19 protein-coding genes are annotated in these 21,079 nt (G+C 33.9%); 15 read left to right on the top strand and 4 right to left on the bottom strand.

What is annotated here, in order from left to right; translation table 11 throughout:
- The first annotated feature begins 23 nt into the window (after positions 1-23).
- The 6 genes from clpB (at position 24) to EYY60_RS21780 (ending at position 6,360) form a co-directional block, all read left to right on the top strand.
- Positions 24-2,621, top strand: coding sequence for an ATP-dependent chaperone ClpB (gene clpB, locus EYY60_RS21805; protein ID WP_132991381.1), 2,598 nt, complete (start codon positions 24-26; stop codon positions 2,619-2,621).
- 405 nt (positions 2,622-3,026) lie between these two features.
- On the top strand, positions 3,027-3,917 hold the full coding sequence (locus EYY60_RS21800) for a DUF808 domain-containing protein (RefSeq protein ID WP_132991380.1): 891 nt from the start codon (positions 3,027-3,029) through the stop codon (positions 3,915-3,917).
- Positions 3,918-4,252: 335 nt separating this feature from the next.
- On the top strand, positions 4,253-4,663 hold the full coding sequence (locus EYY60_RS21795; RefSeq protein ID WP_132991379.1) for a hypothetical protein: 411 nt from the start codon (positions 4,253-4,255) through the stop codon (positions 4,661-4,663).
- Between the two features lie 143 nt (positions 4,664-4,806).
- Positions 4,807-5,052, top strand: a complete 246-nt coding sequence (locus tag EYY60_RS21790; RefSeq protein ID WP_132991378.1) for a hypothetical protein — start codon at positions 4,807-4,809, stop codon at positions 5,050-5,052.
- 82 nt (positions 5,053-5,134) lie between these two features.
- Complete coding sequence (locus tag EYY60_RS22580; protein WP_132991451.1) at positions 5,135-5,371, top strand: type II toxin-antitoxin system RelE/ParE family toxin; 237 nt, start codon at positions 5,135-5,137, stop codon at positions 5,369-5,371.
- A 98-nt stretch (positions 5,372-5,469) separates the two neighbouring features.
- Entirely contained in the window at positions 5,470-6,360 is an 891-nt protein-coding gene (locus tag EYY60_RS21780; RefSeq protein WP_035644835.1) for a carbon-nitrogen hydrolase, read from the top strand.
- Positions 6,361-6,597: 237 nt separating this feature from the next.
- Here the strand turns inward: EYY60_RS21780 and EYY60_RS21775 are convergent, their stop codons facing one another.
- On the bottom strand, positions 6,598-7,863 hold the full coding sequence (locus tag EYY60_RS21775; protein ID WP_132991377.1) for an OmpA family protein: 1,266 nt from the start codon (positions 7,861-7,863) through the stop codon (positions 6,598-6,600).
- Positions 7,864-8,064: 201 nt separating this feature from the next.
- Positions 8,065-9,582 carry a choice-of-anchor I family protein gene (locus EYY60_RS21770; protein WP_132991376.1) on the bottom strand — a complete coding sequence of 506 codons (1,518 nt, stop codon included), beginning with the start codon at positions 9,580-9,582 and terminating at the stop codon, positions 8,065-8,067.
- Between the two features lie 188 nt (positions 9,583-9,770).
- Between EYY60_RS21770 and EYY60_RS21765 the strand changes: the two genes are divergently transcribed.
- The gene (locus EYY60_RS21765) at positions 9,771-10,811 is read left to right on the top strand and encodes an agmatine deiminase family protein (RefSeq protein ID WP_132991375.1); all 1,041 of its coding nucleotides are present in this window, start codon (positions 9,771-9,773) and stop codon (positions 10,809-10,811) included.
- Between the two features lie 40 nt (positions 10,812-10,851).
- Positions 10,852-11,328 (top strand): hypothetical protein, encoded by a 477-nt coding sequence (locus EYY60_RS21760; protein WP_132991374.1) that lies wholly within the window; start codon positions 10,852-10,854, stop codon positions 11,326-11,328.
- A 103-nt stretch (positions 11,329-11,431) separates the two neighbouring features.
- On the opposite strand, the gene fahA is transcribed toward EYY60_RS21760, so the two are convergent.
- Entirely contained in the window at positions 11,432-12,715 is a 1,284-nt protein-coding gene (gene fahA / locus EYY60_RS21755; protein WP_132991373.1) for a fumarylacetoacetase, read from the bottom strand.
- A 109-nt stretch (positions 12,716-12,824) separates the two neighbouring features.
- Between fahA and glyA the strand changes: the two genes are divergently transcribed.
- The 5 genes from glyA to EYY60_RS21730 all read left to right on the top strand — a co-directional run bounded on the left by glyA (position 12,825) and on the right by EYY60_RS21730 (position 17,113).
- On the top strand, positions 12,825-14,099 hold the full coding sequence (gene glyA, locus EYY60_RS21750; RefSeq protein WP_132991450.1) for a serine hydroxymethyltransferase: 1,275 nt from the start codon (positions 12,825-12,827) through the stop codon (positions 14,097-14,099).
- Between the two features lie 147 nt (positions 14,100-14,246).
- A complete protein-coding gene (gene miaE, locus EYY60_RS21745) occupies positions 14,247-14,840 on the top strand; it encodes a tRNA-(ms[2]io[6]A)-hydroxylase (RefSeq protein ID WP_026729503.1) in 594 nt (197 codons plus the stop codon).
- Positions 14,841-14,990: 150 nt separating this feature from the next.
- Positions 14,991-16,031: a GMP reductase gene (locus tag EYY60_RS21740; RefSeq protein ID WP_132991372.1), complete on the top strand. Its 1,041-nt coding sequence runs from the start codon at positions 14,991-14,993 to the stop codon at positions 16,029-16,031.
- Positions 16,032-16,033: 2 nt separating this feature from the next.
- On the top strand, positions 16,034-16,531 hold the full coding sequence (locus EYY60_RS21735) for a GNAT family N-acetyltransferase (protein WP_132991371.1): 498 nt from the start codon (positions 16,034-16,036) through the stop codon (positions 16,529-16,531).
- 60 nt (positions 16,532-16,591) lie between these two features.
- On the top strand, positions 16,592-17,113 hold the full coding sequence (locus EYY60_RS21730) for a hypothetical protein (protein WP_132991370.1): 522 nt from the start codon (positions 16,592-16,594) through the stop codon (positions 17,111-17,113).
- A gap of 157 nt (positions 17,114-17,270) precedes the next feature.
- Here EYY60_RS21730 and EYY60_RS21725 read toward each other — a convergent pair whose 3' ends face one another.
- Positions 17,271-17,849, bottom strand: a complete 579-nt coding sequence (locus EYY60_RS21725; protein WP_132991369.1) for a pentapeptide repeat-containing protein — start codon at positions 17,847-17,849, stop codon at positions 17,271-17,273.
- A 159-nt stretch (positions 17,850-18,008) separates the two neighbouring features.
- Between EYY60_RS21725 and aspA the strand changes: the two genes are divergently transcribed.
- Both aspA and EYY60_RS21715 read left to right on the top strand, forming a co-directional pair.
- Complete coding sequence (gene aspA / locus EYY60_RS21720; RefSeq protein WP_132991368.1) at positions 18,009-19,418, top strand: aspartate ammonia-lyase; 1,410 nt, start codon at positions 18,009-18,011, stop codon at positions 19,416-19,418.
- A gap of 150 nt (positions 19,419-19,568) precedes the next feature.
- Positions 19,569-20,840, top strand: a complete 1,272-nt coding sequence (locus EYY60_RS21715) for a BamA/TamA family outer membrane protein (protein WP_132991367.1) — start codon at positions 19,569-19,571, stop codon at positions 20,838-20,840.
- The last annotated feature ends 239 nt before the right edge of the window (positions 20,841-21,079 follow it).

The following is a 21,079-nucleotide window of genomic DNA, read 5'->3' as shown; positions in this document are numbered from 1 at the left end:
AAAATCAATCAAATCAAAAAAATATGAACATAAATAAATTTACTATTAAATCGCAGGAAGCCATACAGTTGTCGCAACAATTAGCGCAGCGAAATGGCCAGCAACAAATTGAAAATGAACACATTTTCAAAGCTATTTTTGAAGTGGACGAAAACGTAGCGCCATTTATTTTGAAAAAATTAAATGTAAATGTGCCTTTGTTTCTTCAAATTTTAGACAGTACAATTCAGAGTTTTCCAAAAGTTTCAGGAGGAGATGTAATGCTTTCTCGAGACGCAAACAAAGCTTTGAACGAAGCCGAAATCATTGCACAAAAAATGAACGACGAATACGTTTCGATCGAGCATTTAATTTTAGCCATTTTCGACTCAAAAAGTAAAGTTTCTCAAATCTTAAAAGATCAAGGGGTAACTGGGAAAGGTTTGAAAGCAGCAATCGAGGAATTGCGTAAAGGAGAAAGAGTAACATCGGCTTCAGCTGAAGAAACGTATAATTCACTAAATAAATTCGCTAAAAACTTAAACGAATTAGCACGTACAGGAAAACTAGATCCAGTTATCGGACGTGATGAAGAAATTCGTCGTGTATTGCAGATTCTGACTCGTAGAACTAAAAACAATCCAATGCTTATTGGTGAGCCAGGAGTTGGTAAAACTGCAATTGCAGAAGGTTTAGCGCACAGAATTGTAGACGGAGACGTTCCAGAAAACTTAAAAGAAAAGATCGTATTCTCACTAGATATGGGAGCTTTGATTGCCGGAGCGAAATACAAAGGAGAATTTGAAGAACGTTTGAAATCGGTGGTAAAAGAAGTTACTGCAGCAGATGGAGATATTGTTCTTTTTATTGACGAGATTCATACGCTTGTAGGAGCGGGTGGAGGTGAAGGCGCAATGGATGCGGCTAATATCTTGAAACCAGCTTTGGCTCGTGGTGAGTTGAGAGCAATTGGTGCAACGACTTTAGATGAATACCAAAAATATTTTGAAAAAGACAAAGCGCTTGAAAGACGTTTCCAAAAAGTATTAATCGATGAGCCAGATACTGAAAGCGCGATTTCGATTTTACGTGGAATTAAAGAAAAATATGAAACGCATCATAAAGTCCAAATTAAAGACGAAGCGATTATTGCTGCGGTTGAACTTTCACAACGTTATATTACGAATCGTTTCTTGCCAGATAAAGCGATCGACTTGATGGACGAAGCGGCTTCTAAATTGCGTATGGAAATCAATTCAAAACCTGAGGAATTAGATGTTTTGGATCGTAAAATCATGCAGTTGGAAATCGAAATTGAAGCCATTAAGCGTGAAAAAGAAGAAAGCAAGCTGAAAATTTTAGGAATGGAATTGGCCAACCTAAAAGAAGAACGAAACGAAATCTATGCAAAATGGAAACAGGAAAAAGATATCGTTGACGGAATCCAGGCTGTGAAACACGAAATTGAAGACTTTAAATACGAAGCAGAACGTGCAGAACGTGACGGCGATTACGGAAAAGTAGCCGAAATTCGTTACGGAAAAATAAAGGAAGCACAGGAACGCCAAGAAACTTTGCAAAAACAATTGTTAGAATTTCAATCTGGAAATTCTTTGATCAAAGAAGAAGTAACCAGAGAAGATATCGCAGAAGTTGTAGCAAAATGGACAGGAATTCCAGTTACTAAAATGCTTCAAACAGAAAGAGAAAAACTATTGCATCTGGAAGACGAATTGCACAAACGTGTAGTAGGCCAGGAAGAAGCAATAGAAGCCGTGAGTGATGCCGTTCGCAGAAGCCGTGCCGGTTTGCAGGATATGAAAAAACCTGTTGGATCATTCTTATTCTTAGGAACAACCGGAGTGGGAAAAACAGAGTTAGCAAAAGCTTTGGCCGAATATCTTTTTGACGACGAAAATGCTATGACACGTATCGATATGAGCGAGTACCAAGAACGTCACAGTGTGAGCCGTTTGGTGGGTGCGCCTCCAGGATATGTTGGTTACGATGAAGGAGGTCAGTTGACGGAAGCGGTTCGTAGAAAACCTTATTCTGTTGTGCTTTTAGACGAGATCGAAAAAGCGCATCCGGATACATTCAATATTTTGTTGCAGGTTCTGGACGAAGGACGTTTAACAGATAATAAAGGACGTTTGGCTGATTTCAGAAATACGATTATTATTATGACCTCAAATATGGGAAGTAATATTATTCAGGAGAAATTTGAAAACCTAAAAGGAAGTGTTGAAGCTGCAACAGAAGTGGCTAAAAACGAAGTTTTAGGATTGTTAAAACAAACTGTTCGTCCTGAGTTTATCAACCGTATCGACGAAATTGTAATGTTTACACCGCTTACAGTAGAGAATATCTCAAGAATTGTAAGTCTTCAGTTAAAGAGCGTTACAAAAATGTTGGCTTTACAAGGCATTACAATGGATGCAACTCCAGAAGCTATCGCTTATTTGGCCGACAAAGGCTATGATCCTCATTTTGGAGCCAGACCAGTAAAACGTGTGGTTCAGAGAGAAGTTTTAAATCAGTTGTCAAAAGAAATTTTGGCAGGGAATATAACAACAGACAGCATCATTTTATTAGATGCTTTTGATGGCAATTTGGTTTTTAGAAATCAAACCGCTAAATAAATTTTTAATGTCACTCTTAGGAAAGCATCAGTCGAAAGATTGGTGCTTTTTTTTTATCCGCAAATTCTGAAACTTTTTGAGTAATTTTTATAACAACAAATTTTGAAGAAATATTCAATTTTAAGTTTTTAAAAATCAGTGAATTATTAATTTAAAAATTAAAAACATGAACAATATTTTTAGAGGATTGCTAGCGGGATATGGCGCTAAAAAATTAGGAGGCGGATGCTTCGGAACAATCATTGTTTTTATTATTCTATGGGTTCTTTTAGGGCAATGCAGTTAGAGTTGGTTTTAACCACAAAGCAGAAAAATAGGAATAAAAATACAAATTTTGATGCTCGATTATTGGGCAGATTAAGGCAAATTGTCTAGATTCGCATCACTAAAAATAAATTTTAAAAAATGGGTTCAGGTTTTTTCGCCTTGTTAGATGATATCGCAGCAATTATGGATGATGTTGCAGTAATGAGTAAAGTTGCAGCAAAAAAAACAGCTGGAATTTTAGGAGATGATTTGGCTGTAAATGCCGAAAAAGCTTCAGGATTTGCATCATCTCGAGAACTTCCTGTATTATGGGCAATCAGTAAAGGTTCGTTATTGAATAAAATTATTATTCTTCCAATTGCATTTTTATTAAGCGCATTTTTTCCAATTGCGATAATGGTAATTTTGGTTTTGGGAGGATTGTTTTTGGCGTATGAAGGAGCCGAAAAAATCTACGAGTTCTTTTTTCCTCATGCACATGAAGAATCAGAAGGAATAACTGATGAAGTTCTTACCGAAGAAGAAATTTTGGTAATCGAAAAAGACAAAGTAAAATCGGCAATTGTTACTGATTTTATTCTTTCTGTAGAAATCGTAATTATCGCTTTAGGGACTGTGATTGGAAAACCATTAATGTCGCAGATTATTACTGTTTCAATTATTGCAGTTATAGCGACAGTGGGAGTTTACGGAATAGTAGCGCTGATTGTTCGTATGGACGAAGTTGGTTTCAAAATGATTCAGCATAGCAAAAAAGAAAAAAGTGTCTTAAAATTTATCGGAAATATTTTAGTTCAAGCACTTCCAAAAGTAATTAAAGCTTTGACCGTAATTGGAACAATTGCCTTGATTATGGTCGCAGGAGGATTGTTTGTGCATTATATCCCGTACATTCATCATCTAGCAGAAGAAATTAACATTCCATCAATTATCAAAGAGTTTACAGCGGGACTTGTTCTAGGTTTTGTAACTCTAGGAATAGTAAATCTTTTCAAAAAAATATTCAAAAAGAAAGAAACAACGGTTTAATTTCTGTTTTTAGATATTCGAAACACCAGTCGAGAGGCTGGTGTTTTTTTTTTTTTTGAAGCAGAAATATCGTCTTCGGTTCAAGTTCTGTCCCGCTCTCCGCTGTATCTTTTCCCTGCTAAAGAAGCAGGAAAAAGGATGTCGCTTCGATCGGGGCTAGATGAGAAGTTTTTATTTTTATAAGAAATATCGACATTTTAGAAAAAAATATCAAAAAATAAGTTTCTGATATATAGTGGATTGGATTTCTGGAAAAACTATTTAACATTTTGTCCAAGCAACCTTTGCAACTACACTGCATCTTCATAGTAATTAACAATTAATTATTATTTTATATGAAAAGGTTTAGATTAAAATCGGTTTTAGTAGTATTATTTTTATCAACTGCATTGATTTCATGCAGCAACGACGATGATAAAGCTGAATCAACAGTTAAAACAAAAACAGCATTTGTCACAAAAATTGAAGGCCCAGCTACTGGAAAAGTAAATGACGAATTGAGTTATGATGTAACTTATGTTGTAGACAATGCTTGTGGAGAATTCGATAAGATTTCTGAAACTACAATCGGTGAAGCAAAAGGATTACAAGTTATTGCAAAATATCCGTCAGAAGTTTGTACACAACAAGTGCCAGACCCAAAAAAGACAGTTTACAAATTCAAAGCAACTGCAAAAGGAACTGTTGAAATCAAATTCAAAAAATCAGAAACTGAATTCTTGACTCAGAAAGTTGTGATTGAATAAACAGCTTTTCTTAGTTGATATATTTTTAGGTTGATAAGCCATTTTGCAGAAGTTTTATTTTAAGCTGATGTAAAGTGGCCTTTTTTTAAGTATAAAAATTGGATCAAAATTTCTATCTTTGATTGATTAAAATTGAAATAATTATGGGAGCCTTAGAATTAAGAGATAGTGTGTTAGAATATATTAATGCTGCTGATGAACGTCTTTTAAAAGTTGTAAAAGCAGTTATTGAAAGTTATCAAGAGGAAGAGATAGTTGCATTTTCTGTAGAGGGGAAACCAATTACTCGAAATGAATATAAAACTCAATTGGCTAATGCAAAATTAGAGATTGAAAGGGGAGAATATATTTCGCAAGAAGATTTAGAAAAAGAATCTGAAAATTGGTAATGGATAAGTTTTTTAAAGTTGTTTGGACCCATACAGCTAAAAATCAATTAAAGATAATTTATAATTACTATATCAATTAAAGATAATTTATAATTACTATAAAGAGAAATCTTTTCAAGGTGCAAACAATATTAAAAATGAGATTTTGGATGCTACTAAGAAAATACACTTTAGTGAGCAATATCAAAAAGATGAGATCGAGCCTGAATATCGAAGAATCATAGTAAGGGATTATAAGATTTTGTATTTTGAAGAGAATGATGTAATTTATATTTCTAAAATATTTTCTACAAAACGAGATTTTATAAAACAATTATAAGAGGAGCTGTGAAGCTCTTTTTTTTATAAATAAGTTAAGTAAAACCCACTTTGCCATTCCTGTAAAAAGTGTTATTTTTGCACTCTAAATTTTATGTCATGCCGAAAAGAAAATATAAAATATCAGTAATTCAGTTAAATTTGAATGATGTTGCTGAAAATAATCTTAAAAAATGTATCAGCTGGGTGAGAGATGCTGCAAGCCAAGGCGCTGAAGTAATCTTGTTGCCTGAATTATATAGCAGTCATTATTTTTGCCAAAGCGAAGATGTAGATAATTTTGCATTAGCAGAACCATTATATAGTACTTCATTTATTGCTTTTAGCGAATTGGCAAAAGAATTAGGAGTTGTAATCATTGTTCCTTTCTTTGAAAAAAGAATGGCTGGAATCTATCATAACAGTGCTTATATCATCGATACAGATGGTACAGAAGCTGGTTTGTACCGTAAAATGCACATTCCAGACGATCCGCATTTCTATGAAAAATTCTACTTCACTCCAGGTGATTTAGGTTTCCAAGCTATCGAAACTAAAAAAGGAACTGTTGGAACATTAATTTGCTGGGATCAATGGTATCCAGAAGCGGCAAGAATTACTGCTTTAAAAGGAGCAGAAGTTTTATTCTATCCAACAGCAATTGGATGGCATCCAAAAGAAAAAGAGCAATACGGCGAAAATCAATATGGCGCTTGGATGAACGTAATGAAAGGTCACGCAGTAGCAAATGGTGTTTTCGTTGCAGCTGCAAACCGAATTGGTCTTGAAAAATATCTTGAAGGAACTGAAGGAATTCAATTTTGGGGAGCTTCATTTATCGCTGGACCGCAAGGAGAAATTTTAGCTCAAGCGTCACACGACAAAGAAGAAATCTTAATTGCTGAAGTTGATTTAGATTTACAAGAAAATGTTCGTCAAAACTGGCCATTTTTCAGAGACAGAAGAATTGATGCTTTTGGTGATATTACAAAAAGAGCAATTGATAAATAATTCGATAAAATTATATAGGAAAGAGCTGTCTGAAAAGGCAGCTTTTTTTGTAAGCTTCGGAGAAGCGAAATATTTATAGAAGAGAAATGTATTTGCAGTAAAAAGCTCCAGGGGAGCGACATATTCACAATTTATATGTCGCTCCGCTGGAGCTTTCTCATTTATTTTATTGAAATTCTATAAATATTTTGCTCCTCTGGAGCTTGAAATATAATTTTTATTTTAGCTTTATATGGATTACTTCACTTGGAAAGTAACTCTTCTCACGATTTGACGTGCTTCTTTAGATTTTTTGTTAACAGATGTATCTTCTCCGTTAGCAATCACATTCAATCTTGAAGCATCAATTCCGGCATTTACGGCTACTTTTTTCACAGCTTCAGCTCTTTTTCTAGAAAGTTCAGTGTTGTAGCTTGAGCTTCCAATTTCATCAGCATAACCAATAATATCAGCTGATTTTCCAGGATTGTTTTTCAAATATTTCACTAAGAAATCAACGCCAGATAATGAAGCGTTTGTTGGTTTAGCCGAATTGAAATCGAAATAAACATTTACATAACCACCGTTGATTAATTCTTCAACAGTACTGTTTGTAAGACTTCCACTTCCAGCGCCTTTCTTTTCGTAAGTTTTGTCTAAATAGCTTTCTAACTCATCTGGCACACCGTTTTGATTGGTATCAATAGATTGACCTTTTGTGTTTACTGCGACTCCTGCAATACTATTTGGTTCTAAATCGTATAAATCGGCAACACCATCTTTATCAGTATCTAAAAGTCCAGTTTCAACTAAATCCACTCTTTTTTCCAATTCGCTGATTCTGTCTTCTTCGCCAACCCAGTCGGCATGTTTTTCATTTTTACCTAAGTAGAATGTCAAACCAACAGAAGCGTTTAATAAAACACCATCAAATGCGCCTGTTCCAGTAGTTCCCATTCCATCAAAGTTCCAGTTTTGTTTTCCGTTTACAATTCCGGTAAGGTCGCCAGTTAAAGCGACTCTATTGCTCAATTTGATTTGACCCGTTAAACCCAGAATTCCATGTCCCATATAATCCTGACCTCCTGGGCCAGTTTCGGTACTAATTTGCGAAACTCCAAAACCTCCATGTGCCAAAACACCAATAGTATTTGTCCAAGTTTCAAAATTTAAAGCTCGCCCAATGTTTACAACACCTTGAATACTCGCTCTTACGTATCTGCTTTCAAAATCGGGTGTGTCATCACGTTCTGTAAACTGATCGTATCCAACGTCTAATTTTACCCCAAACTTTGGGCTAAACATATATCTTACACCTAAATCGGCGTGAAACGGATTTAAAGTGGCAGTAGAATAACCCGGAGTCATTGTTCGTGTCGGTTTATTGACACCGCCATTTAATTCTATAGACCATTTATTGTATTGTGATTGATCAACTGCAGGGGTAGTAGTGGTCGTCATATTTTGTGCGCTTGCTGAAAACGCTACTATTAAAAAGGACAGAGAGCATAATTTCTTTTTCATGATATTCAAATTTAGGTTGGTTTTTATTTTAAACTCATGACAAAATTATGTGGTGGGTTTTAGAATGTGTTCTATTTGCTCTTACATAATTCCCACGTTTTGGCTTTTTATTATGTAAATTCGTTAATGAAATCAAAATTTAGGATATAAAAAAAGGACAAAATTTATATTTTGTCCTTTTTTTTCTTTTTAAGATAAGATTTATTTCAAGTCTGGCTGATATATTTTTATACTTCCGTCACCTTCACTGCTTACTACCAGCAAACTTCTTTTGGTAGGACTTTTTGAAGCTGGAATAAAAAGAATTCCTTCTGGAGCGTCACCTGTTTTTACGGTTTGTAAATATTGCGGAGATGTTGGGTTTGTAGCATCATAAACCATAAAAGCATCTGATCTTTCTAATCCAACAAATATGATATTTTGGCTTCCCATTTTTGCAACAATAACAGCTTCAGGCTCAGAACCTTTATCATCGCTTCGTTTGTCGTCATAAGTTCCTAATTCGTTTGTTTTTTTGTCAACATCATTTTTACTGTCAAAAACAATTTTTCCTGTATTTCCATTCCAAATAGAGAAAGATCTTGCTCCAAAACTTACCATTTCGTCTAAATCTCCATCGCCGTCAGTATCTCCCATATCGGCAACAAGGTTTAATCTGCCATAATTAGCGTCAAGTTTCATATTTGTTGCATCTGGAAAAACTGTTGCGTCAAGTTTTAAGCTTTTCATTCTCTTAATGTCTGTGTAGGCTGTGTATTCTCTCGCATCACCCTCATTGGCAGTAACAAAATACGGAACATTGTTTGCCGTAAAATGGCTGATAGCATCTGGCATATACATTCCTTTCACTTTCCAAGGATTAAAGGCAATTTTATCGTCAAGGTCGCTTATGTCTATTGCATTTTCTGCAGTATTGTAATCTTTTAAACCTAATGGATAAATAGCTGTGATAGTTTTTGAAGCCAAATCAACTTTTGCAACTCCGTTGTTTTCTTGTAAAGTTACCCAAGCCGTTTTAGAATCATCAGAAATTGTGATGTATTCTGGTTCAATGTCTTGTGCGAAGCTTTTTGCAAATTTCGAAATTCTGAATCCATCTTTTGCTAATGTTGTTGCTTGGCTCGCAAATGAAGCAAAATCAAGTGTTGTAACATTATAAGTACTTGTTTCAATGATAGAAATTGTACCGTTCGGATCTTGTGTGTAGTCTGTGTTTGGCTCGCCTTCATTAGCAGTCATGATATATTTTCCGTCAGGAGAGAAAGTAATCATGTCAGGCAAAGCACCAACGGTAACTTGTTTGATCAAGCTATAATCAGAAGTATTGAAAACAACTACTTTTCCATTTCCTTGTTTGTTTACTGTAGATTCTAATGCAACAGCAAGTTTTCCGTCAAATACAGAAACGCTGTTTGAAGCACCTTCGTAAGCAACTAAATCAATTTTCCCGATTTTTGTTGGTTTCGTTGGGTCAGATAAATCGATAACATCAATTTGATTAGTTCCGCTGTTGTTTACAGTAAAAAGTCTTTTTGTTTTTTCGCAGTAAGCCGAAATTTCCGCAGCAGCTTCACCGCCAATTGTGATGGAACCAATTTCTTTAAAAGTTCCAGGATTTTCGTTTACAACAACTTCAGGTTCGCCGTTTGAGTTTTCATCGTTATTACAGCTCGTCATAATAAGTAAAGCTGTTAATAATGAGATAGTTAATTTTTTCATTTTAATAGTTTTTAGTTCCGCCAAAAGTATACAGGAGATTTTTTTTATGTATTAAGCCTTTATTATTTAATCTTTAACTTAATTTTTGGAAGATATTTTTTGTGAAATAATAGATGATTTTTGAGCAGATGTTTTAAAATCCTAACGAATGCTTATCTTTGTACACTTTCAAAATATAGAACGTTTTTATGTCAACAAATAATAGAAGATTTCCAGCAGAATGGGAAAAACAGCAAGGAATTGTATTGTGTTTTCCGCATAATGGCAACGATTGGCCAGGAAAATATGAAGCTATTCAATGGGCTTTTGTAGAATTCATTAAAAAAGTAGCCACTTTTGAAACTGTTTTTTTGGTCGTAGCCGATGAAAAACTGAAAGAAAAAGTTGCTGATATGCTTGAAAGAGCTCGCGTTAATATTAAAAACGTTTCTTATATTATTCATAAAACGAATAGAAGTTGGATGCGTGATTCGGGACCAATTATTGTGAAAAATGGTTCGAAAAGAGAAGCATTGAATTTTAACTTCAACGGTTGGGCAAAATATAAAAATTATCAGTTAGATAAATTTGTTCCAGGAAAAGTAGCTGATTTTATTGATGTTCCGTTAACTCAGGTAATGTATAAAGGAAAACCAGTAATTGTTGAAGGTGGTGCAATTGATGTAAACGGAAAAGGAACTTTATTGACTTCTGAAGAATGTTTAATGCATCCAACCATTCAGGTTCGAAATCAAGGTTTTACAAAAGAAGATTACGAAGCTGTTTTTAAAGAATATCTTGGAGTTACTAACGTAATTTGGCTTGGAGATGGAATCGAAGGCGATGATACACACGGCCACATCGACGATTTATGCCGATTTGTAAACGAAGACACGATCGTGACCATTGTAGAAACTGATAAAAACGATTCAAATTATAAACCTTTGCAGGACAATTTGAAGCGTTTGCAAAATGCAAAACTAGAAAACGGAAAATCTCCAGTAATTGTAGCGTTGCCAATGCCAAAACGTGTAGATTTTGAAGATTTACGTTTACCAGCGAGTTATGCTAATTTCTTAATTTTAAATAATTGTGTTTTAGTTCCAACATTCAACGACAGTAACGATCGCGTAGCTTTAAATATATTGTCAGAATGTTTTCCAAATAGAGAAGTAATCGGGATTAGCTGTATTGATTTCATCTGGGGATTCGGAACTTTGCATTGTTTGAGCCAGCAGATTCCTGCTTAAGAAAATAGAAACTTAGAAATGCATTAAAGCACAGTCGGTAATGAGAAAAAACAAATTTAGATTCCCTTTTTTTCTTTTGAGTTCCATATTAATTTTATTGATCTCTTGTAATTCAAATAATTTGATTGGTAAGACTTGGAAGCTTAAGCGTTATCAAATTGAGGTTAAAATTGATGGTAAATTTGAAAAAATTAATTCAGGTTCAGATGTCGGTTTGCTTTTTAAAGAGATTAAATTCATAAATGGTAATGAATTTACTTTTATGTCAGAAGGAATTACCAATGATAAAAAAGATATTACTTCTTTAGGTGGTACGGGATTTTATAAACGTACTAGCGATGAACTCATACTAGAGCATCAGATGCAGAAAAAAACAGTGCACTATAAAGTCGATGAAAAGCAATTTGTACTGGTACAAGACGTACAATTTGAGCCAAGCGAACCTATGAAGTTCGTTGATAAAAACAACCACGAACTTAAAATAACGGAAGCCCGCTATATCTGTTTTTATAATTAATTTATTTTTAAAGAATTTAAAATTAATCCTCTTCAAATAAAAAAACCTTGTTAGATTCTAACAAGGTTTTCATTTTTTATATCTCTTCAGATTTATCTTCTCTTCATTGTCTGATGAATGGAGGTAATAATTGACTTGAGACTTCTCCAAAACCAATTCTTATGTCATGATTTTCGCAGAAACCTCGAATAATTACAGTATCATGATCTTCAATGAATTTACGTTCTCCACCGCCATTCAATTGAATCGGATTTTTTCCTCCCCAAGTCAATTCCAGCATAGAACCAAAACTGTCTGGAGTTGGACCAGAAATTGTTCCAGAACCCATCATGTCACCAGAATTTACACGACATCCGTTTGAAGTATGATGCGCCAATTGCTGGCTCATGTTCCAATATAGGTATTTGAAATTAGATTTAGAAACTATAGTTTCTTCCTGATCTTCAGGTTTGATTGAAACTTCCAAATGAATATCAAAAGCTTTTTTTCCTTTGCTTTGTAAATAAGGAAGCGGAGATGGATCTTGTTTCGGTCCTTTTGTTCTAAATGGCTCCAAAGCATCCATAGTCACAATCCATGGAGAAATTGACGTTGCAAAGTTTTTAGCTAAGAAAGGTCCAAGAGGTACATACTCCCATTTTTGAATATCACGTGCGCTCCAGTCATTCAATAAAACCATTCCGAAAATATAATCTTCTGCTTCATATGTTGGGATATTTTCTCCCATAATATTGACGTCAGTAGTAATAAAAGCGGTTTCAAGTTCAAAATCTACTAAACGAGAAGGTCCAAAAACTGGGTAATCGCCGCCAGCAGGCATTGTTTGTCCCATTGGTCTGTGAACCGGAATTCCAGACGGAACGATTGTAGAACTTCTTCCGTGATATCCAACTGGAATATGCAACCAGTTTGGCAATAAAGCATTTTCTGGATCACGGAACATTTTACCTACGTTTGTAGCGTGTTCTTTACTTGAATAAAAATCGGTATAATCGCCAATTAAAACGGGTAATTGCATCTCGACATCGTCAATATTAAAAATAACAATATCGCGATCTTTTGTTGAATCTCTAAGTTGTGGATTGGTTTCGTCGAAAATATCGGCGATACGATTTCGAACTAAACGCCATGTTTTTTTTCCGTCGGAAATAAAATCATTCAGCGTATCCTGCATAAACATATCATCAGTCAAATCTATTCCCTCAAAATAGTTTAACTGTTGTAAAGCCCCTAAATCTATAGCGTAATCGCCAATTCGTGTTCCTACAGTAACGACATTTTCTTTAGTAAGAAATACACCGAAAGGAATATTTTGAATAGGGAAGTCGCTATTTTCTGGCACTTCTAACCATGATTTTCTTTTGGTATCGTTGGCGGTTATTGGCATGTTAGATGTTAATTATTTGTTGAAAAATTACATGTCAAATATATCATAATCTAACTGTATGACAAACGTTTTTTTGTATTTTTGCATCAAATTAACGAAAAACGAAAAAATGCAACGCGACGAACAAATTTTTGATCTTATCCAAGAGGAAAAAGAAAGACAAATTCACGGATTAGAGCTTATCGCTTCTGAAAACTTCGTAAGTGATGAAGTAATGGCAGCAGCTGGTTCTGTTTTAACGAATAAATATGCTGAAGGTTATCCTGGCAAAAGATATTACGGAGGCTGCGAAGTAGTTGACGTTATTGAGCAAATTGCAATTGACAGAGCTAAAGAATTATTTGGTGCTGAGTATGCAAACGTACAGCCTCACTCAGGTTCTCAAGCAAACACTGCTGTTTATCATGCTTGTTTGAATCCTGGAGATACTATTTTAGGTTTTGATTTATCTCACGGTGGTCACTTGACTCACGGTTCTCCTGTAAACTTTTCAGGTCGTTTGTACCGTCCAGTTTTCTACGGTGTAGATGCTGAAACTGGCCGTTTAGATTATGATAAAATTCAAGAAATTGCAACTAAAGAACAACCAAAATTAATCATCGCTGGAGCTTCGGCTTATTCTCGTGATATGGATTTTGCTCGTTTCAGACAAATTGCTGACAGTGTTGGAGCTATTTTATTTGCTGATATTTCTCACCCAGCAGGTCTTATTGCAAAAGGATTATTAAGTGATCCAATTCCACATTGCCATATTGTTTCTACAACGACTCACAAAACATTACGTGGGCCACGTGGAGGTTTGATTTTAATGGGGAAAGATTTCCCAAATCCGCAAGGATTAACAACTCCAAAAGGAGAAATCAGAATGATGTCTTCTTTATTAGACTTAGCTGTTTTCCCTGGAAATCAAGGTGGACCTTTAATGCATATTATTGCTGCTAAAGCAGTTGCTTTTGGTGAAGCATTAAAAGATGAGTTCTTTACTTATGCAATGCAATTACAAAAAAATGCAAATGCAATGGCTGATGCTTTTGTAAAAAGAGGTTACAACATTATCTCTGGCGGAACTGACAACCACATGATGCTTATTGACTTAAGAAATAAAAATATTTCTGGTAAAGAAGCTGAAAATGCATTAGTAAAAGCTGAAATCACAGTAAACAAAAACATGGTTCCATTTGACGATAAATCACCATTTATCACGTCTGGAATTCGTGTTGGAACAGCTGCAATCACAACTCGTGGTTTAGTTGAAAAAGATATGGAAACTATCGTAGCTTTAATCGATAAAGTTCTTACTGATCATACAAACGAAGATCTTATCGAAGAAGTTGCTGAAGAAGTAAACGAATTAATGAGCGAAAGACCGATTTTTGCATATTAAAAATTAGTCAAAAGTCATAAAGTCGAAGGTCGAAAGCCTAAAAATGGAATGTAAATTTCTATCTTTAGTTTTTGATCTTCGATTTTTCTTTTAAAGTTTTCCAATGACTTTATGACTTTCGACTTTCAAACTTTAAGACTTAAAAAAATGGGCGTACTAAGATTACAATTGCCAACCGACCCAAGATGGGTAAATATTGTTGAGAAAAATATAGAAGAAATTTTGACTGATCACGCTTGGTGCGAGCAGAAAGCTGCAACAAATGCGATTACAATTATTACAAACAATCCAGAACATCAGGATTTGGTTCAGGATTTATTGGCTTTGGTAAAAGAAGAGGTAGATCATTTTGAGCAAGTTCATAATATTATCATCAAACGCGGATTGAAATTAGGTCGTGAACGTAAAGATGATTATGTAAATGAATTGTACCAATATATGAAAAGAAGCGGAGACGGAAGCCGTGTTTCTGGTCTTGTTGAAAGGCTTCTTTTTTCTGCAATGATTGAAGCGAGAAGCTGTGAACGTTTTAAAGTGCTTTCGGAAAATATTCAAGATGAAGAATTAGCTGTTTTTTATAGAGAATTAATGGAAAGCGAAGCGGGACATTATACTACATTCATTACTTATGCACGTAAATACGGAGTTGGAATTGACGTCGAAAAACGCTGGAGAGAATGGCTAGCTTTTGAAGAATCAATCATTACCAATTACGGAAAAGGAGAAACAATCCACGGATAAGTTTTTTGTTTGTTTTGTTTTAAGTTTCAGGTTTGTCACGTTAAGCAAATCACTAATCTAATTGTTCAAAAGTTCAACTTTTTGTTAATCTAATATCTGAAATCTAAAATCAGAAATTCTTACATTTGAGAGTAACCAAAATCTCGAATTATGAGAATAGAAATGGACCTAAAGCTTGGCTTTAAAGACGTAATGTTTAGACCAAAAAGATCAACGCTCAAAAGCAGATCGGAAGTTTCATTGGAGCAGAATTTCAAGTTTTTGCACAGTACAGCATCTTGGACGGGAATTCCAATTATGGGTGCCAATATGGACACAGTTGGAACATTTGAAATGGCGAAGGTTTTGGCAAAGGAAAAGCTTTTTACAGCTATTCATAAGCATTATTCTCTCGAAGAATGGAACAAATTTCTACAAAACGTTACTTCAGATATTTACGATTATATCGCTGTAAGTACAGGAACGGGCAAAGAAGATTTTGATAAAATTGGAAAAATAATAACTGCAAATCCATCACTGAAATTTATTTGTATTGATGTTGCTAATGGTTATTCAGAACATTTTGTTCAGTTTCTAAAGAAAACCCGAAAACAATATCCTGATAAGATAATTATTGCCGGAAATGTAGTTACAGGAGAAATGACCGAAGAATTACTATTAGCCGGCGCTGATATTGTAAAAGTCGGAATTGGTCCGGGTTCTGTGTGTACAACACGAGTAAAAACTGGCGTAGGTTATCCACAATTATCTGCAATTATAGAATGTGCCGATGCCGCTCATGGTTTAGGCGGGCATATTATAAGCGACGGCGGCTGTACAACTCCTGGAGACGTTGCTAAAGCTTTTGGCGCCGGAGCCGATTTTGTAATGTTAGGTGGAATGCTCGCAGGACATACTGAAAGCGGTGGAGAATTAATCGAAGTAAAAGGCGAAAAATTCAAACAATTTTACGGAATGAGCTCTAAAACTGCAATGGACAAACATTCAGGCGGTGTTGCAGAATATAGAGCAAGTGAAGGAAAAACAGTTCAAGTTCCATTTAAAGGCGACGTGATTTATACAGTTTTAGATATATTAGGCGGAATAAGAAGCACTTGCACTTATGTTGGAGCCTCAAGATTAAAAGAATTGACTAAACGAACGACTTTCATCCGCGTAAGCGAACAAGAAAATCAAGTTTTTAAAAAATAAATATGATTCAAATTACCGAAGCATTTGTTGAAGATATTCCTAAAATTCAAGAAATCGCACACATAACTTGGCCAATTACTTATGGCGAAATTTTGACTTCAAAACAATTAGATTATATGTTGAATCTCATTTATTCTGATGAAGCGCTCTCAAAACAAATTCAGAATAAAGAACAGTTGTTTTATTTGATTTCTGATTCAGAATCTGTAATTGGTTTTATTGGAATTGAACATAATTATAAAAACGAAGCTATAACTAAAATCCATAAAATATATCTGCTGCCAGAAACGCAAGGAAAAGGTTATGGTAAAATAGTTTTTGAAGAAATCGGAAAAATGGCTTCAGAAAATAATTCGGTGGCACTTTTATTAAACGTAAACCGTTTCAATACGGCTTTAAATTTCTATAAAAAACTAGGTTTTGAGATTAAAGAAACGGTTGATATAGAAATTGGAAATGGTTATTTAATGGAGGATTATGTGATGGTAAAAAATATTTAAATAAAGTAGTTTTTATCTTGTTAAAAATTTTTAGTTTTGTCTTTTTAATTTAACTAAAACATGACAGAGGTACTTTTAAGTATAGTAATAAGCATTCTCACAGGCGTAATATCATCATATTTATTTTTAATGTATTTCCTAAATAGGAAAAGAGTTAAAATAGAAATTTCTTCCCATATAAGTAAAGTTACTTTTGAAGGACAGACAAATTATTTTTTTAAGTTTATAAATAAAACAAATTCTGAAATATTTGATATTAGGGTAGAACCAACTTTTTATAAGCAAGTTGGAGGTGTCGGCGGAATGAATATTCAAGGAAAAGATATTCTTTTAAAAGACAATTTTATTTCTTATATACCATGTAAACAAAAAAATGATACTAACAGTTTGCATGCAATGAGAGTGAGGACTGTAGAAGATATTGAGAATAATTGGAGCGATGCTTCATCTTATATTAGACTTACTGTTATTGCAAAGCATTCATTGTCTGGTTTTACAAATATTTTTGTGAAGGATTTTTATTCTAAAGATGCTATAACAACTAAGAAATTTAAATCAGGCGATGATTTGGGAGTTGTGTAATACTTTAACATCAATAAATTGCAAATTGTATTATTTATCTGTAATATTGTATGTAATTTTAAAATTAGTTATCATGAAAAGAGATGTAATAGTAGGATAAAATTCGAAATATATATAACATATAAAAGCTAGTTTTAAACTGGCTTTTTTTATTTGATTAACTCACAATCACATCATGTTTAAATAATAACCCTTTTACTTCCTTCATAGAAAAAACTGCTTTCTTCAATTTAGTTTTCGATGGATCAATAGTATAATTATAACTCGTTTTAAAATCGGTTTTGTTGGCGATGGCTTTGTCAAATTCAGAGCGGTATAAATCGCAATTGTAGAATACAACATTTGTAAGATCTGCTGCCATAAAATCTACGGCTATCAAACTGCAATTGGTGAAAAAGGTTCCTTTCAATTTTAAGGTGTAAAATTTGGAGAAATCCAAAATGCAGTCATTAAATTCGATTTCGAAAATCAATTTATCGCACATCGCAAAATTCACATCTTTAATTTGGCATCTATTAAATTTGGCAGTTCTAAAAGCAACGTAATTGATTTTTGCCTCATTAAAAATGCAATCATTAAAAACGCAGTCAATAAAAGTAACAGCAAGAAAAGTACAGGCAGAAAAATTACAATTATTAAAAACGCAGCATTCAAAATCCTTGAAATTGAGATCGTCTTTGTCGTAAATAATAGTATTGTATTCTTTGTCAAGAAAATATTCGCTTTCCTTTTTCAAGTTTTTTTTGATAATTATTTTGAGGCTGAAAAGTTACTAATTTACTATAGAAAAATCAGAACAAATTATAAATGATTTTGATTTCGTTCACATTTTTAATCCATAATTTGATGTAGCTTTACACTTATTTTTTTAAGCAAAAACATATCAATTTATTATATGGAATCAACAAGAAAAGAGCATGATTTTTTAGGAGAATTAGAAATTCCCAATCATTTATATTATGGAATTCAGACTTTTAGAGCGGTAGAAAACTTCAATATTACCGGAATTCCAATTTCAAAAGAACCCTTATTTATTAAAGCTTTAGGGTATGTGAAAAAAGCTGCTGCTTTGGCAAACAAAGACTGCAATGCAATCGATCCTAAAATTGCGGAAGCGATTTGCTACGGAAGCGATCAGGTTATTGCTGGTAAATTTGACAAAGAATTTGTGAGCGATTTGATTCAAGGTGGAGCAGGAACTTCGGTGAATATGAATGCCAATGAAGTAATTGCAAACATCGGATTGGAATATTTAGGTCATAAAAAAGGAGAATACAATTTCCTTCATCCAAATAACCATGTAAACTGTTCACAGTCAACAAACGATGCGTATCCATCAGCATTTAGAATTGCTTTGTATTTAAAAATGGAAAGCTTTATTAAAACTTTCGCTGGTTTAGAAGTTGCATTCGCTAAAAAAGGAGAGGAGTTTAAAGAAGTCTTGAAAATGGGAAGAACGCAGCTTCAAGATGCTGTGCCAATGACTTTAGGGCAAGAATTTAAAGCTTATGCAACGACAATTGGTGAAGATATTCAGCGTTTGAAAAATGCTCAGGAATTGTTGCTAGAAATCAATATGGGAGCAACTGCCATTGGAACAAAAGTAAATGCACCTGAAGGTTATCCAGAAATTTGCGTAAAATATCTTGCTGAAGAAGTCGGAATTCCATTAACACTTTCACCTGATTTGATTGAAGCGACTGTTGATACAGGTGCTTATGTTCAAATTATGGGAACTTTAAAGCGTTCTGCGGTTAAAATTTCAAAAATTTGTAACGATTTGCGATTGTTGAGTTCTGGGCCAAGAACTGGTTTAAACGAAATTAATCTTCCTGCACGCCAGCCAGGTTCTTCGATTATGCCTGGAAAGGTAAATCCGGTGATTCCAGAAGTTGTAAATCAGACATGTTTTTATGTAATTGGTCAGGATTTAACCGTGACAATGGCGGCAGAAGCAGGACAATTGCAATTGAATGTTATGGAACCAGTTATTGCTTTTGCAATGTTTACGTCTTTGGATTATCTTTCAAATGCGATCCAGACTTTAATCGATAAATGCATAAACGGAATTACTGCAAATGTAGATCATTGCTATAATATGGTAATGAACAGCATTGGAATAGTAACACAATTAAACCCTATTATTGGTTATGAAGAGAGTGCAAGTATTGCTGGAGAAGCTTTAAAAACAAATAAAAGTGTACATCAGATTGCAGTTTTAGAACGTAAACTAATAACACAAGAAAAATGGGATGAAATTTATTCTTTGGAAAACTTGATCCACCCAAAATTTATCACAAAATAGTATTTGATATTACAAAAATAATAACAAGCCGTCATTTTATCGACGGCTTTTTTTTATTTTACATTTATTGATTTAGTAATGTAAAATCTTGAAAATAAGCTATATATTTACATATGAATTGATTATTGTTTCAAAAAATTAAAACTTAGCATGGTAAAATTTTTAAAAAATAATTACTTTCAGAATACATTTAAAATCTTAGGGTTGTTCTTTTTTATTCAATTTAATTTGAATGCCCAAACTGAAATTGACAGTTCAAAGATTTGCCCTCCTAAAACAATATTAGAAATCTTTAAAAAAAAGGATTCTGTTTATGTTGTAAAACCTGTGAAAAATAGCTTTTTCTTGATTATTCCAGCAATTGGTTCCCAGCCAGCAACAGGATTTTTTTATGGTGCTGTGGCACAATATACATTTAAAGGAAAAGAAAAAGCAGACAAATATTCCATTGCCAATGTTGGAATAACCTATACTACAAAAAAACAATGGCTGGTAAATGTCAAGAACAATATTTTGCTGAAAAACAACAAGATATTCTTGAGTGGCGATTATCGATTATACATATTTTCGCAACCTAATTATGGTTTAGGAACAAATATTATTCCGCCTCGACGAAATCAGGAGCCAGGTTTCAGTATTGATTCTATTGCACAGCCAATGGATTATAATTATTTCAAATTTCATCAGTCTATTTCTTTTCAAGTTCGTCCAAACTTTTATGTTGGTGGCGGTATCAATATCGATTGGTATTCTAGTATTGTTGACAAAAATCTTGATGTTGCAAACGGAGATTTGACCTATCATTATAATTATAGCCAGCAATACGGATTTGATGATAAAGAATATTTTTTAAATGGAATGAGCCTTAATTTGGTTTATGATTCAAGAGACAATCAAGTAAATGCAAGTCACGGATGGTTTGCCAATATCAATTATCGCTTTAATCCGGTTTTGTTTGATAATCAGGAAGTAAGCAACGTTTTGTATGCTGAATACCGAAATTTTATTCCGGTTTCGCAAAAAGACAAAAGATATATTTTGGCACTTTGGACCTACGGACAATTTGTTACGAAAGGAAAAGTTCCTTATTTGAATTTGCCGGCAATTGGCTGGGACCAACGAAGCCGAAGCGGGGAGGGATATACTCAGGGATTGTTTAGAGGAACAAATTTGGTTTACTTGGCTACCGAATTCAGATTTCCGCTTACCTGCAATCAAATGTTCAGTGGTACTGTTTTTACAAACTTCGTGACAACAAGCAATTCAGATTCCAATACCAAGCTTTTTGAATATGTACAGCCGGCTTTTGGTTTTGGACTCCGCATTTTAATTGACAAAGCAACAAGAACCAATCTTATTGCTGATTTGGCTTGGGGAAACAATTCAAAAGGATTTTATTTAAATGCAGGCGAAACTTTCTAGCAATTTCAAGCTGTTTTTATAAAAGCAAAAAATTAACCCATTACGTGTAATTCTTTTTTCTAACACATAGCACTATGTTTTTTTGAACAAGTGAAACGCCTTTTTTAAGTATCTTAAATCTATGTTTCTATGTATTTGAATTAATTGCACCCAACGAGTTGTTCATAATTAAATCATAATTTTTAACTATTCTGATTTACATTTTTGACTTCAATCCTTATTTTTGTTGTATATCCAAA

Origin of the sequence: Flavobacterium zhairuonense (assembly GCF_004352915.1) — a bacterium.
Taxonomy (GTDB): domain Bacteria; phylum Bacteroidota; class Bacteroidia; order Flavobacteriales; family Flavobacteriaceae; genus Flavobacterium; species Flavobacterium zhairuonense.
Note: the sequence above shows the minus strand (reverse complement) of the source record. Positions and strands in the feature narration are given on the sequence as shown.

Excerpts from the sequence above, each read along its gene's own strand:
- fahA (WP_132991373.1), bottom strand. The coding sequence starts at position 12,715 with ATGCCAATAACCGCCAACGATACCAAAAGAAAATCATGGTTAGAAGTG.
- EYY60_RS21780 (WP_035644835.1), top strand. The coding sequence starts at position 5,470 with ATGCCGAAAAGAAAATATAAAATATCAGTAATTCAGTTAAATTTGAAT.
- EYY60_RS21715 (WP_132991367.1), top strand. The coding sequence starts at position 19,569 with ATGGTAAAATTTTTAAAAAATAATTACTTTCAGAATACATTTAAAATC.
- EYY60_RS21770 (WP_132991376.1), bottom strand. The coding sequence starts at position 9,582 with ATGAAAAAATTAACTATCTCATTATTAACAGCTTTACTTATTATGACG.
- EYY60_RS21735 (WP_132991371.1), top strand. The coding sequence starts at position 16,034 with ATGATTCAAATTACCGAAGCATTTGTTGAAGATATTCCTAAAATTCAA.
- aspA (WP_132991368.1), top strand. The coding sequence starts at position 18,009 with ATGGAATCAACAAGAAAAGAGCATGATTTTTTAGGAGAATTAGAAATT.
- glyA (WP_132991450.1), top strand. The coding sequence starts at position 12,825 with ATGCAACGCGACGAACAAATTTTTGATCTTATCCAAGAGGAAAAAGAA.
- EYY60_RS21795 (WP_132991379.1), top strand. The coding sequence starts at position 4,253 with ATGAAAAGGTTTAGATTAAAATCGGTTTTAGTAGTATTATTTTTATCA.
- EYY60_RS21740 (WP_132991372.1), top strand. The coding sequence starts at position 14,991 with ATGAGAATAGAAATGGACCTAAAGCTTGGCTTTAAAGACGTAATGTTT.
- EYY60_RS21760 (WP_132991374.1), top strand. The coding sequence starts at position 10,852 with ATGAGAAAAAACAAATTTAGATTCCCTTTTTTTCTTTTGAGTTCCATA.
- EYY60_RS21765 (WP_132991375.1), top strand. The coding sequence starts at position 9,771 with ATGTCAACAAATAATAGAAGATTTCCAGCAGAATGGGAAAAACAGCAA.
- EYY60_RS21790 (WP_132991378.1), top strand. The coding sequence starts at position 4,807 with ATGGGAGCCTTAGAATTAAGAGATAGTGTGTTAGAATATATTAATGCT.
- clpB (WP_132991381.1), top strand. The coding sequence starts at position 24 with ATGAACATAAATAAATTTACTATTAAATCGCAGGAAGCCATACAGTTG.
- EYY60_RS21800 (WP_132991380.1), top strand. The coding sequence starts at position 3,027 with ATGGGTTCAGGTTTTTTCGCCTTGTTAGATGATATCGCAGCAATTATG.
- EYY60_RS21730 (WP_132991370.1), top strand. The coding sequence starts at position 16,592 with ATGACAGAGGTACTTTTAAGTATAGTAATAAGCATTCTCACAGGCGTA.
- miaE (WP_026729503.1), top strand. The coding sequence starts at position 14,247 with ATGGGCGTACTAAGATTACAATTGCCAACCGACCCAAGATGGGTAAAT.
- EYY60_RS21775 (WP_132991377.1), bottom strand. The coding sequence starts at position 7,863 with ATGAAAAAGAAATTATGCTCTCTGTCCTTTTTAATAGTAGCGTTTTCA.